Origin of the sequence: uncultured Bacteroides sp. (assembly GCF_905207245.1) — a bacterium.
Classification (GTDB): Bacteria; Bacteroidota; Bacteroidia; order Bacteroidales; family Bacteroidaceae; genus Bacteroides.
This window is the reverse complement of sequence record NZ_CAJLKP010000006.1, coordinates 1-13,548: the sequence shown is the minus strand read 5'-3', so window position 1 is coordinate 13,548 and position 13,548 is coordinate 1. Positions and strand designations below refer to the sequence as shown.

Annotated in this window: 10 protein-coding genes; 8 read left to right on the top strand and 2 right to left on the bottom strand. The window is 45.4% G+C overall.

The annotated features are described in order from the left end of the window. The first annotated feature begins 8 nt into the window (after positions 1–8). The 3 genes from QZ135_RS03250 to QZ135_RS03240 are packed head-to-tail and all read left to right on the top strand — an operon-like array spanning position 9 to position 2,699. Positions 9–251 (top strand): acyl carrier protein, encoded by a 243-nt coding sequence (locus QZ135_RS03250; protein WP_294605906.1) that lies wholly within the window; start codon positions 9–11, stop codon positions 249–251. 3 nt (positions 252–254) lie between these two features. Next, the gene (locus tag QZ135_RS03245) at positions 255–1,643 is read left to right on the top strand and encodes an MBOAT family O-acyltransferase (RefSeq protein ID WP_294605905.1); all 1,389 of its coding nucleotides are present in this window, start codon (positions 255–257) and stop codon (positions 1,641–1,643) included. A 21-nt stretch (positions 1,644–1,664) separates the two neighbouring features. After that, positions 1,665–2,699 carry a histidine kinase gene (locus QZ135_RS03240; protein ID WP_294605904.1) on the top strand — a complete coding sequence of 345 codons (1,035 nt, stop codon included), beginning with the start codon at positions 1,665–1,667 and terminating at the stop codon, positions 2,697–2,699. Positions 2,700–2,708: 9 nt separating this feature from the next. Here the strand turns inward: QZ135_RS03240 and QZ135_RS03235 are convergent, their stop codons facing one another. After that, positions 2,709–3,470: a glycoside hydrolase family 25 protein gene (locus QZ135_RS03235; RefSeq protein WP_294606021.1), complete on the bottom strand. Its 762-nt coding sequence runs from the start codon at positions 3,468–3,470 to the stop codon at positions 2,709–2,711. Positions 3,471–3,640: 170 nt separating this feature from the next. After that, on the bottom strand, positions 3,641–5,287 hold the full coding sequence (locus QZ135_RS03230; RefSeq protein ID WP_294605903.1) for a diphosphate--fructose-6-phosphate 1-phosphotransferase: 1,647 nt from the start codon (positions 5,285–5,287) through the stop codon (positions 3,641–3,643). Positions 5,288–5,469: 182 nt separating this feature from the next. Here QZ135_RS03230 and QZ135_RS03225 point away from each other — a divergent pair, with 182 nt between their 5' ends. From QZ135_RS03225 to QZ135_RS03205, 5 genes are all read left to right on the top strand, one after another. Then, positions 5,470–5,739, top strand: a complete 270-nt coding sequence (locus tag QZ135_RS03225; protein WP_009131196.1) for a hypothetical protein — start codon at positions 5,470–5,472, stop codon at positions 5,737–5,739. 9 nt (positions 5,740–5,748) lie between these two features. Further along, positions 5,749–6,303, top strand: a complete 555-nt coding sequence (locus tag QZ135_RS03220) for a 1-acyl-sn-glycerol-3-phosphate acyltransferase (RefSeq protein ID WP_294605900.1) — start codon at positions 5,749–5,751, stop codon at positions 6,301–6,303. A 209-nt stretch (positions 6,304–6,512) separates the two neighbouring features. Continuing rightward, on the top strand, positions 6,513–7,307 hold the full coding sequence (locus QZ135_RS03215; protein ID WP_294605898.1) for an amidohydrolase: 795 nt from the start codon (positions 6,513–6,515) through the stop codon (positions 7,305–7,307). A 12-nt stretch (positions 7,308–7,319) separates the two neighbouring features. After that, the gene (locus tag QZ135_RS03210; protein WP_294605896.1) at positions 7,320–12,938 is read left to right on the top strand and encodes an MG2 domain-containing protein; all 5,619 of its coding nucleotides are present in this window, start codon (positions 7,320–7,322) and stop codon (positions 12,936–12,938) included. A 9-nt stretch (positions 12,939–12,947) separates the two neighbouring features. Beyond that, positions 12,948–13,548, top strand: a 601-nt coding sequence (locus QZ135_RS03205) for a transglycosylase domain-containing protein (RefSeq protein WP_294605894.1), incomplete at its 3' end; no start/stop codon positions are given.

Here is a 13,548-nt window from a genome sequence, read left to right as displayed (position 1 = left end):
AAACTAACATGGATACGCAGACTATTTTAGACCACCTGAGCCTGATTTTTCAGGAGATTTTAAAGAGAAACAACATCGCTCTCATGAGTGAAACCACAGCCCAGGATGTAGAAGGATGGAATTCATTGACTAATATGCTCCTAATAAGCAGAATAGAAAAAGAGTTCAATGTGCATTTCACTTTCAGAGACATCGTACGTTTCAAGAATGTAGGAGACATTTGTAGCGCTATTTTAACCAAAACAAAATAGAAAATGTCATTCATATCCTTGAATTTTGTCACACTGTTTGTGTGTACGTTCCTCTTATACTACACAATCCCACCCCAATACAAGAAAATTATATTACTGTTGTCGAGCTGCATTTTCATAGGCTTCTACCACATAGCCTTTCTGATGATAGCACTTCTTATTTCACTGACAACCTTCTTTCTTGGCAAATGGGTGAGGCGGGCGCAACGCGAGCAGGATGCAAAGAAAGTCTATGTCTCAGGCCTATGCTTTCTTGTAGTGAGTTGGCTGACATTCCGATATGCCAACCACTTGCCCGGCTTGCATTTATTATTTCCTTTGGGCATCTCTTTTTATACCTTCCAGGCCATTTCATATCTGACAGAAGTTTACTGGAAAGAAGAAGCACCGGAGGAGAACATTATCGACTTCATGATATACATGCTTTTCTTCATGAAGTTCCTCTCAGGTCCCATAGAGCGGGCAAGCGACCTGCTTCCCCAATTGAAAGCAGGTAAACCGACAGACTACTCATCCATCGTCTACGGCATGAAACTGATTGTAGTGGGTTTAGTAAAGAAGCTTATACTTGCCGACTATATCTCCCCATACGTGGATGGTGTTTTCAATTCCATACACGCAGCATCCGGTATCCAATTACTGATGGCATGCCTTTTATATCCTATAGAACTATACGGCGACTTCTCCGGTTACACCGACATTGCACTCGGAGGGGCTTGTATGTTAGGATTTAAGCTCAGCCCTAACTTCAACCGCCCGTTCATAGCACAAACCACCGCCGAATTCTGGAGAAGATGGCATATGTCCCTTTCTTTCTGGGTGAGGGATTATCTGTATCTTCCCTTATCCTCCGGGATGCGCAGTTGGGGGCAATGGGGCGTATTTCTAAGCTTATGCCTGACATTTGCAGGATTAGGAGCCTGGCATGGCGCAGGATGGAATTTCATCATTTACGGACTAATACAGGGACTTATCATTTTCTATGAGATGAAAACAACCACTTTCCGTAACAAGATTAAAAATTGGCTGGGTTCTCCTTTGTTCAGCACTTTATCCATTATCCGCACCTACCTTCTTTTTGCTCTTGCCCTGATTTTCTTCCGGTTGGAATCTGTTTCCGATGCACTTTATTACATCAAAAATATTTCGTTCAGCACCCATATCAGTTGGAGAGAAATGAACATCGGAATGCCGGACCACAACTGCATCGTAGCAGGTAGCGCCCTCGTTCTGATTTTAGTCTACGAGTACTTCATGTCCAAATGGGATGTATTAAAGGCTTTGGAAAAGCAGTCAATGCTCGTCAGATGGGGCATCTACTATCTGTTGGCCATCCTGTTCTTCACCTTGGGGCAGTTCAATTCTGACAGCTTTATCTATTTACAATTCTAACCATCAACAAAAGACAGAACAATGAAAAAAAACAGCGAGCAGAGTGCAGCCCTGCACTTCGCTATGAAATTATTCATACTCCTGATACCATTCATCGCCTTATTGGCGGTGTACTTCCTGAACGACCCTTTCATGGTCCTGAAACGTTATGAACGTTACGATAAGTCTCCTGTGTTACTGAATGAAGGATACGCCGGTTGGCAAATGTACATGAATAATCGGGATTCCATTACTTTTGATTCTTTTATAATGGGAAACTCCTGTACGATGGCTTATCAGTGTCATGAGTGGGAAAAATATCTGGATGGCGGCAGAGCAGTCCGCCTGTTCGGAAACGATGAAAGTCTGGCAGCCATCTGCCGGAAGTTACAAGCTTTAGATGAAAATGGTGCGGAAATAAAGAATCTGCTTCTGATTCTGGATAAGGAATCACTGAGTAAAGACCAGATTCAAAACAGTTATAACTACGTGCTTCCACCTGCCGTATCGGGAATGAGTAATTTCAGCTTCCAGGAGAAATTCTGCCAGGCTTTTTTCTTTCCCGGTTTTCTGTTTCCTTATCTCGATTATAAGATGTTTCATCAATATCGCCCTTATATGAAAGGAGTGATAAATCCTTATGATGCCATCAAGGACCCGGTAACGAATGATGCCATAAATCCCAGAGAGAAAATGATTCAGGATGAAGGAGAACAGTATTGGAAAACTCATAAGAAGGAATTCCAGAAAACAAGCGACAGCAATTACAGAAACGGAAAATATCGGGAAGATGCGCAAGTACTTTGGGAAGCGCAAACCGCATTATTACAAAAAATAGAATGTATTTGTCGGCTACATAAGACTTCGGTAAAAGTGATAATCAGTCCTAACTATAATCAAATCAACATCAATCCGGCAGATATAGAAATACTGAAAAACATCTTCGGAGAAAAGCATGTATTTGATTTCAGTGGTGTCAATGAATATACGAATGATATCCATAACTATTATGAGAAGGGGCATTACAGGCCTATACTTGGGGCACAATTATTGCAAAAAATATATGGCGGACAATAGGGAAAAGTCTCACTTTTGCAGAGTGAGCGCCCGCAAATCTTCTAATGTGCCATTGAACACATTTAAGTCCACCTCCTCCTTGATGCCGGGAACATTCCCTACATCCGTATGCTGCCAGAAATGCCACGAACCTTCGTATTTCACAGAGTCCACATAATAATGTGCAATCCAATATGGATACGTATTGAATACAGAATCGTTGAGAAAGCGGCTCTTAAATTTATAAGAAGTATAAAGGATGGGCTTTACGCCATAATGCGCCTCTACACGGTCGAGCCAAGTCTTGACGGCAATTTTTAAATCATGGGGGGTACTTTTGCCAATGGTTTCCACATCAAGCACGGGTGGTAAATCTCCGGTAGTAAGCTGAACGGTACGGATAAAGAAATCAGCCTGTTTGTTGGGATCAGTTTTGGGAGAAAAGAAATGGTAAGCACCACGAATAAAGCCGTAACGGCGTGCTTGGTCAAAGTTGAACGGAAAAGTATCGTCACCATGGTCGCCACCTTCGGTAGCTTTCATAAAGACAAAATGAATGGGGAATTTGGATGCTTTGTTGGAAGTTAGTTGCACCCAGTCTATGCTTCCCTGATAATGAGAAATGTCAATGCCATGCACTTCATAGTCGCAGGGCATGCAGACACCGTATCCTTTCTGACCCGCACAGGGTTTCCAGCGATAAGCATACGGACGAATGAAGAACCAATAGAAACCTGCGGAAAAAACAGCAATAATGCAAACAGCAAGTATAGTGCGTAGCCATGCAGGCATGATGCGCTCTTTACTTTTCTTCTTACCCCGACGTGCAACGGGTGCAGTTGGGCGAGAAGCAGATTTCCTGCGGGTTGTAGTTGTACGAGGTTTCTTGTCTGCCATAAATGACAATAATAGGAAAAGAAAGGGCGGAACCAAGCCCGCCCTTCTCTTTTCATTTAGAAGATTTATTTTGCTTGTTCTAACTGCAAAGTCTTCGTCGGCTGGTCACAAACTTCTGTAGGTCCGAAGTACTGGATAGGTCCCGGATATACATAGTCCGTAGTGATGGCCCACTGATCGCGCTGAGCGGCAAATGCCTTGAACGGAGCACCATCCAGTTTCACCAGAGCTTTCTGGATAACCGGTTTCATTTCGCCATGGCGGCGTTCCATGTTCATCATCATTGTGATGGGCACACCACCTGCAATCCATTGGTCAGCCGGAGCAGTAGTATTGCGTACAGAAGACATGTAACCGGTCTTACCGTTAGCAATCAAAGAAGCTGCCGTATAACCCAGTGAGTAGCAATAGTCAGCATCGTAATTAGACGGAGCAGCACAACGTCCTTCATAACCGAAGAAGTGGTGCTGGGAAGCGAATTTACCTACGAACTTACCTTCTTCTTTCCATGCAGCAAGCTTGGTAGCTACCATTTCGGACAACAGTTTCTCTGTTTCAATCAAAGAGACCTGTACGTTTCCGTGCGGGTCGCGGTCTAGTGTCAACTGACGTGCAACTCCTTCGGGCAAGCTGGCATAGATAGCTGCATTTTCCGGAGAAAGTTTACGGATGATATAATCACGCTGGTGTGACTTCTTGATTTGAGAGAATTCTTCTGCATTTGCAGCAAGGAAGTCGTTCAACTCAGCAATCAGACGCTTCATAGCAGGGATAAATTCGATCAAGCCTTCGGGGATAAGCACCGTACCGAAGTTGTTACCTTGTGCAGCGCGGTTAGCTACTACCTGAGCGATATAAGTTACTACATCGTCCAGAGACATATCGTTTGCTTCAACTTCTTCTGATACGATACATACATTAGGTTGTACCTGCAAAGCACATTCCAATGCGATGTGAGAAGCAGAACGTCCCATCAGTTTGATAAAGTGCCAGTATTTACGGGCCGAGTTACAATCACGTTGGATGTTACCGATAACTTCAGAGTAAACCTTGCAAGCTGTGTCGAAACCGAAAGAAGTTTCAATCATCTCGTTTTTCAAGTCACCGTCGATAGTCTTCGGACAACCGATTACCTGTACGCCGCATTTCTTAGCAGCATAGTATTCAGCCAATACACAAGCATTTGTATTAGAGTCATCACCACCGATAATAACCAATGCTTTGATATCAAGTTGTTTCAGGATTTCCAGACCTTTCTCAAACTGGTCTTCTTTTTCCAACTTCGTACGGCCTGAACCGATGATATCGAAACCACCCGTGTTGCGGTATTCGTCAATAATATCAGCAGTCAGTTCCATATAGTTATGGTCTACCAAACCACCGGGGCCAAGGATGAAACCATAGAGTTTGCTGTCCTTATTCAGATTCTTGATACCGTCGAAAATACCGGAAATCACATTGTGACCGCCAGGAGCCTGACCACCTGAAAGAATAACGCCCACATTCATAGCAGGGAAGTTAACCACTTCGTCAGTAGCCTCAAACTTAATCAAAGGCATTCCGTAGGTGTTAGGGAACAATTTCTGGATAGCCTCCTGATCGGCCACAGATTGAGTAGCTGCGCCAGCCACCGCCTTAACGGCACCCTTCAACGCTTTCGGAAGTTTGGGCTGATAAGCAGCCCTTGCAATTTGCAATGCACTTTTTGTCATTTTATCTAATTATTTAAAGGTGTTAGTAAAGTTTCGTTCAAAAGCGTCGCAAATTTCGTGTTTTTTTCTGAATTATGAAAGGATGCGCACATCAAAAAAAATATGAAATGTTGGTTTATACCGTGGAAAGTACTTATCTTTACCGGAGAAATATCAATTTATTCATTAAAAAAGTAAAGATTATGGCAAGTAGAAGAGAACTTAAGAAAAACGTCAACTATATCGCAGGTGAACTGTTCATGGAGTGTTTGGTAAACAGCTTATACGTACCCGGAACCGATAGGGCAAAAGCTGATAAACTGATGGGGGAAATTCTGGAAATGCAAGATGAATTCATTAGCCGCATCAGCCATACTGAACCGGGAAATGTAAAAGGTTTCTACAAGAAATTCCGCGAAGACTTTAACAAGCAAGTGGACGCAATTATTGACGGTATCGGTAAACTGAAGTAAGTATCCGGAATGAAAAAAGCAATATACGGCTTTATCTACTATCGCATTTTGGGATGGAAGACAAACGTGACGGTGCCGGATTACGATAAATGCGTGATAACCGCAGCACCTCATACATCAAATTGGGATTTATTCATCGGCAAACTATTTTATGGTGCCATCGGACGGAAAACCAGTTTCATGATGAAGAAAGAATGGTTCTTCTTTCCACTGGGACTGATATTCAAAGCGGTGGGCGGTATACCGGTGGACCGGGGACGCAAAACATCATTGGTAGACCAAATGGCAGAAAGGTTTGCAAGAAGTAAGAAGTTTCAACTTGCGATTACGCCGGAGGGAACCCGCAAGGCTAATCCCAATTGGAAGAAAGGATTTTATTTCATTGCTTCAAAAGCGCAGGTTCCTATTGTGATGATAGGAATTGATTATAGAACCAAGACGATTTCTGCTACAAAGGCAATAATGCCGTCAGGAGATATCGAAAAGGATATGCGTGAGGTAAAGCTCTATTATAAAGATTTCCAAGGAAAGAATCCGGAAAACTTTGCTTTGGGGAATATATAAAGGTATCGACTCCATATCTTCCCCGTAGTTTATCCATACCAGCTCCGTACCAACTCCGTATCTGCTCCGTAGTATCTCCGTACCAGCTCCGTACTCTATAGATACGGAGATACTACGGAGTTGGTACGGAGCAGACACGGACCGGATACGGTTCGGACTAAGAGCTGAACATACAAAGCGAATAATCATTTACTTCTTAGCTAAATATTATGCGTGTAACTCTATTACAAACAGATATTGTTTGGGAAGATAAACAAGAAAATCTCCGCCTACTCCGCAAGAAGCTGGAAATGCTTCGCGGAGAAGCGGAGATTGTTGTCTTACCCGAAACCTTCTCTACCGGATTCAGCATGAACAGCCGGCAATTGGCTGAGCCTGTGACCGGAGACACTATCACTACCCTGCACCAATGGGCGACAGAGTTCCAATTTGCTATCGCAGGCAGTTACATTGCCTGCAACGAAGATGCAACTTCTACAGAAAACCATCCCTACTACAATCGTGCCTTTTTCCTTACTCCCGAAGGAGAAGCTTATTACTACGATAAACGCCACCTTTTCCGTATGGGAAAGGAAACGGAACACTTCACTGCAGGAAACCGACGGCCCATCATTTCTTACCGGGGCTGGAATATTCTTTTGCTTGTCTGCTACGACCTGCGCTTTCCGGTCTGGAGCCGTAATGTGAACAATGAATATGACCTTCTGATATACGTTGCCAACTGGCCTGTGCCCCGCCGCCGGGTATGGGACGTGCTACTACAAGCCCGCGCACTCGAAAACATTTGCTACGTATGTGGCGTGAACCGTGTCGGCACGGATAACCATCAAATGTCTCATAGTGGTGGTAGTGTGATTTACTCCCCCAAAGGCGAACTCCTCGCCAGTGTACCCGACAACGAAGAAGGTACCGCCACCGCTCCTCTTGATCTCTCTGCGCTGAGAGAATTCAGGCAGAAGTTTCCCGCATGGAAAGATGCGGAATGTTTCCAAATTAATAATTAATAATTAAAGTTCATGGGACGAATGAAAGCTGAATGCTGTATAGCCAATCCGTTATTCTTTCTGTTACTGAGTATTGTTGTCCTTTCTTCCTGCACAAGCAGCAAGAAAGATATTGTTCCTTCCGCCGAATACGCTCCTTACGTGAACGCATATACCGGAGGAGTTATCTCGCAAACTTCGAACATCCGCATAGAGCTGACGCAAGACCAGCCTATGGTAGATTTGAATAATGAACTGAAAGAAAGTCCGTTCAGTTTCTCTCCTTCCCTGAAAGGTAAAGCATATTGGATCAGCAACAATACGATTGAATTTGTTCCCGAAGCGGGTATCCTGAAACCGGGGCAATTTTATGAAGGTACCTTCCAACTGGGCAGATTTATAGAAGTAGACAGCCGTCTGAAAGAATTTAAGTTCTCTTTCCGCGTGCAGGAACCCAATTTCTCGCTCAACATCGAACCACTGACAACAGCCGACATAAACAATCACTCCGAGCAGGTGGGTGTCAAGGGGGAAATACGTTTCAGTGACGCCGCAAAGAAAGAAGCGGTAGAAAAGATGCTGACTGCCGGGAGCGAAAAAGGACAGACCTACCCGGTAAACATCATCCCGACGGATAATCCGACACGCTATCAGTTCGAGGTTATCGGCATTCTCCGTGAAGAAGAAGATTATGAACTGGAAATAAGAGCAGATGGCAGTCCTGCAGGCATCGACCGAAAATTGACTGAAAGCGTACTGATTCCTTCAAAGAACAGTTTTCGTTTTCTTTCTGCCAACCGTATCGAAGAACCGGAAAACGGAATAGAAATCGTATTCTCCGACCCGGTGTCCACTACACAGGATTTAAAAGGATTGATTGAAATCCCCGAAGTATCTACTTCCATCTTCCAGGTAGAAGACAACAAAGTATATATTTACTTTGAAGCTAATCAACTGGCTAAACTGACATTAAAGATAAACGAAGGAGTAAAAAACAGTAAAGATAAACCACTCGGTACCTCCCACTCTATTTCGTTCAGCGAACTGAATCTGAAACCGCAAGTAGAAATGTCTACTTCAGCCGCCATCCTGCCCGACTCCAAAAGCCTGATTATCCCGTTCCGGGCAGTCAATCTTTATGCAGTGGATTTGAGTGTCATCCGCATTTTTGAGAACAATGTGCTGATGTTTATGCAGACAAATACCCTTTCGTCCGCCAGCGAACTGCGCCGTTCCGGACGGTTGGTTTATCAGAACACGCTCTGGCTGAGCAAAGACAGCACGAAAGATGTGCACCGATGGGAAGATTATTCAATAGACCTTGCCGGACTTATCCGGCAGGAACCGGGAGCTATCTACCGCGTCATTCTCTCTTTCCGACAGGAATATTCGGCATATCCTTGTAGTGGAACAGAGAATCAGGAAATGAGTTTTGCCAACAATACAGCTCCCGAAGGGCTGACAAAGGTCAGCGGAAGCACTCTTTCTGAAGAGAATGAGGCTGAATGGGATACTCCTGAAGCTTACTTCTATTATAATGGCGGAGTTAAAATGGACTGGCGCCAGTATGACTGGAGGCAACGCAACAACCCTTGTCACCCCTCCTACTATATGGATTCCGACCGAGCAGCATCCTGCAATGTTTTTGCTTCAAATATAGGAATGATTGTAAAACGGAACTCTCTGAATAAACTCTGGATTGCCGTAAGCAACATTCTGGACACCCGCCCGATGGAAAAAGCGAAAGTGACCGCTTATAACTTCCAACTGCAAGCCATCGGAACAGGCGAAACCAACAATGAAGGTTTTGTGGAAATCACTCCCCAAGGCATACCTTTCATCCTGGTAGCCGAAGTGGATAAACAGAAAGCATACGTCCGCGTGGCAGATGGAGAAGAACAATCCGTCAGCCGGTTTGACGTAGGCGGAAAAGATATCCAGAAAGGCTTGAAGGGCTTTGTATATGGAGAAAGAGGAGTATGGAGACCGGGAGATACGCTTCATGTAGCCTTTATCCTGGAAGACCGGGAAAAGAGAATTCCGGATAAACATCCCGTAGCACTGGAACTTTATAATCCGAGAGGCCAGTTCTATACAAAAATAATTTCTACGCAAAGTATGAACGGCTTCTATACTTTCGATATCCCGACACGGGCAGAAGACCCGACCGGGCTATGGAATGCCTATGTCAAAGTAGGTGGAACAGCTTTCCATAAGAGCCTCCGCATAGAAACCGTTAAACCGAACCGACTGAAGATTAATCTGAAACTACCCGATAAAGTCATTCAGGCATCAGTGAAAGAAATGCCGGTAGTACTTTCTTCCACATGGTTGACGGGAGCCACGGCATCCAGACTGAAGGCCAAAGTAGAGATGTCCCTGTCGAAGGTAAACACACAATTCAAGAATTACAGCCAATACATCTTCAATAACCCGGCAACAGAATTTACCACCGTGAAAAATGATGTATTCGATGGTACACTGGATGCAGAAGGAAAAACTGCTTTCACTCTGAAACTACCGGCTGCCACCCATGCTCCGGGTATGTTGAATGCAACTTTAACAAGCCGTGTATTCGAACCGGGAGGAGATGCCAGCATATACAGCCAGACTATTCCGTTCTCCCCCTTCTCTTCTTATGTAGGTATTAACCTGAACCAACCGAAAGGAAAATACATAGAAACGGATCAAGACCACGTATTTGACATTGTCACAGTGAATGCGGAAGGTCAATTGGTGAACCGTTCCAATCTGGAATACAGAATCTACCGCGTCTCCTGGAGTTGGTGGTGGGAGAACCGGGAAGAATCATTCGGCACATACATAAACAGCAGTTCCATCACTCCCGTGGCCAGTGGAAACATACAGACCATAGGCGGAAAAGCGACTTTCAAATTCCGGGTTAACTATCCGGATTGGGGACGCTATCTGGTGTATGTAAAAGATAAAGAGAGTGGGCACGCCACCGGCGGAACCGTTTATATAGACTGGCCCGACTGGCGCGGTCGTTCAAGCAAGACCGACCCCAGCGGCATCAAAATGCTGGCATTCTCACTGGATAAGGAATCTTACGAGATCGGCGAAACGGCAACCGCCATCATCCCTGCCGCCGCAGGAGGACGCGCGCTCGTTTCCCTGGAAAACGGTTCAACTGTATTGCAACGCGAATGGATCGAAGTTTCCAGCAACGAAGATACCAAATATACTTTCAAAGTAACCCCGGAAATGGCTCCGAATGTTTACCTGCACATCAGCCTGTTGCAGCCTCATGCACAAACGGTGAACGATTTGCCGATACGTATGTACGGTGTTGTTCCGGTATTGGTGACCAATAAGCAAACCATACTGCAACCTCAGATTAAGATGCCGGAAGTGTTGCGTCCGGAAACAGACTTCAACGTAACAGTCAGTGAAAAAAGCGGCAAGCCGATGACCTATACACTGGCTATCGTAGATGACGGATTGCTAGACCTGACAAACTTCAAGACACCCGACCCGTGGAATGATTTCTATGCCCGTGAAGCACTGGGTGTCCGCACCTGGGATATGTATGACGATGTGCTCGGGGCCTCGGCAGGACGTTACAGTTCACTGTTCAGCACAGGTGGCGACGAAACATTGAAACCCGCCGATGCAAAAGCAAACCGTTTCAAACCGGTAGTCAAATTCATCGGTCCGTTCTATCTGGATAAAGGGAAACAGAAAACGCATACGCTAAAACTGCCCATGTATGTGGGTTCTATCCGCACAATGGTAGTTGCCGGACAGGATGGGGCTTACGGAAAGGTTGAAAAGACATCGTTTGTACGGACACCGCTAATGCTGTTGTCTACACTTCCCCGTGTACTGAGCACACAGGAGGAAATCACGGTTCCGGTGAATGTCTTTGCAATGGAAAAAGAAGTGAAGAATGTAATGGTATCTATTCAGGCAACCGGCGGCGGTGTGCAAGTTGTTAGCAATAAGCAACAGTCCATCACTTTTGCGCAACCGGGCGACCAGCTTACCTTCTTTAAAATAAAGACAGGTAGCCAAACCGGAAAAGCAATTATCCACCTGACTGCCACTGGTGACGGAAAACAGACTAAAGAAACGATTGAAATAGAAATACGGAATCCGAATCCGGCAGTCACTCTGCGCACCAGCAAATGGGTGCAAGGCGGAGAAAGCGTAACAATTCCGTATAGTTTGAATAACGCATCTCCGGCAAGCAGCCGCCTGTTGTTGGAAGTTTCGCGCATACCTTCGGTGGACATCAGCCGACGGTTTGACTTCCTATACAACTATCAGCACCATTGCACGGAGCAACTGACGTCGAAAGTATTGCCGTTGCTGTTTGTCAACCAGTTTAAGGCCATAGACAGTGAAGAAGCCGAAAAAATAAAGACCAATATACAGGAAGGCATCCGGCAGATTTACTCCCGGCAACTCCCCAACGGCGGTTTTGTCTACTGGCCGGGAAATGCAGTGGCCGACGAGTGGATAACCTCTTATACAGGTATGTTCCTCGTACTGGCACAAGAGAAAGGTTATGCCGTTCATCCGAATGTACTGAATAAGTGGAAGCGTTTCCAGCGTGCCGCCGCCCAAAACTGGCGGATGCCGGAACAGAATGACAGTTGGACGTACTGGCAATCAGGATTGCAACAGGCATACAGACTATATACATTAGCATTGGCAGGTGCTCCGGAACAAGGAGCCATGAATAGAATGAAGGAACAGGCCAACCTGTCGTTACAAGCCAAATGGAGACTGGCGGCAGCATATGCCCTGACAGGCAAAACAAAGCCGGCAGAGGAATTGATATTCAATGCGGAAACAACCGTGAAACCCTACTCTTCACAAAACTTCATCTATGGTTCGTATGACCGTGACGAGGCGATGATATTGGAAACCCTGCTCTTGCTGCACAAAGACCAGGCCGCCCTGCAACAAGCCAAGAAGGTTTCACAGAATCTGGCAGATGAGAATTGGTTCAGTACACAGTCCACAGCTTTCTCACTGATGGCAATGGGACGTCTGGCGGAAAAACTCTCAGGCACTCTTGATTTCACCTGGAACTGGAACGGAAAGCAACAACCTGCCGTGAAGTCGGCTAAGGCTGTATTTGGAAAGGAACTGGCTACCACTCCGGCGTCAGGAAATATAATAGTGAAGAATCAAGGCAAGGGAGCGTTGAATGTGGATTTCATTACGCATACCCAGTTAGTCAACGATACGCTGCCTGCAATTTCCAATAATCTCCGTCTGGACGTGAAATATACGGATATGAACGGAGCTACTATATCTATAGATGACATTAAACAAGGTACGGACTTTATGGCTGTCATCACCGTAGGTAATATCAGCGGGACTACCGGTTACAGTAACCTGGCATTAACGCATATCATTCCGTCAGGTTGGGAGATTTACAATGAACGATTCATAACCCCGGAAAGTACTCCGACCCGCAATTATACCTATCAGGATATTCGCGACGACCGGGTACTGACATACTTTGACCTGCAACGCAGCGAACTGAAAAAATTTACCGTAAGGCTGCAAGCCACGTATGCCGGTAATTTTATTCTGCCTGCTATCCAATGCGAAGCGATGTATGACGCTTCGGCACAGGCACGGACAAAGGCGGGAAGGACAACGGTAAGCCGTTAAAGTAGTTTCATGGAAGCTCGGATTATCAATTTCTTCAAACACTTGTCTATCACCAGAAAAGTAATACTCAGCATTATTACAGTTCTGGTGATAGCCTACATATTATGTCTTCCCAGAGAATTATTCCATGTCCCCTACTCTACTGTCGTTGCCGACCGTAACGGAGAATTATTGGGTGCACGCATTGCCTCCGACGGTCAATGGCGTTTCCCGCCCCGAAGCACTACACCGGAAAAGATAAAGCAATGCCTGATTATGTTTGAAGACAGGCATTTCTATCACCATTGGGGTATCAATCCATTCGCTACCGGAAGAGCCGCCTGGCAAAATCTGAAAAACAAACGCGTCGTCAGCGGAGGAAGCACCCTCACGATGCAGACCATCCGGCTGGCAAGAAATGAATCACGCACCTTCGGGGAGAAATTCATTGAAATGATTTTGGCTACCCGCCTCGAATTCCGCGCTTCGAAAGAGGAAATACTGTCTATGTACGTCTCACATGCTCCGTTCGGCGGAAATGTTGTAGGGCTGGATGCCGCTGCATGGAGATACTTCGGACATTCCGCGGAAGATTTGTCGTGGGCAGAAGCTGCCATGCTGGCTGTGGGTT

Coding starts and splice junctions, on each gene's coding strand:
- QZ135_RS03250 (WP_294605906.1), top strand. CDS start 9: ATGGATACGCAGACTATTTTAGACCACCTGAGCCTGATTTTTCAGGAG.
- QZ135_RS03245 (WP_294605905.1), top strand. CDS start 255: ATGTCATTCATATCCTTGAATTTTGTCACACTGTTTGTGTGTACGTTC.
- QZ135_RS03240 (WP_294605904.1), top strand. CDS start 1,665: ATGAAAAAAAACAGCGAGCAGAGTGCAGCCCTGCACTTCGCTATGAAA.
- QZ135_RS03235 (WP_294606021.1), bottom strand. CDS start 3,470: ATGCCTGCATGGCTACGCACTATACTTGCTGTTTGCATTATTGCTGTT.
- QZ135_RS03230 (WP_294605903.1), bottom strand. CDS start 5,287: ATGACAAAAAGTGCATTGCAAATTGCAAGGGCTGCTTATCAGCCCAAA.
- QZ135_RS03225 (WP_009131196.1), top strand. CDS start 5,470: ATGGCAAGTAGAAGAGAACTTAAGAAAAACGTCAACTATATCGCAGGT.
- QZ135_RS03220 (WP_294605900.1), top strand. CDS start 5,749: ATGAAAAAAGCAATATACGGCTTTATCTACTATCGCATTTTGGGATGG.
- QZ135_RS03215 (WP_294605898.1), top strand. CDS start 6,513: ATGCGTGTAACTCTATTACAAACAGATATTGTTTGGGAAGATAAACAA.
- QZ135_RS03210 (WP_294605896.1), top strand. CDS start 7,320: ATGGGACGAATGAAAGCTGAATGCTGTATAGCCAATCCGTTATTCTTT.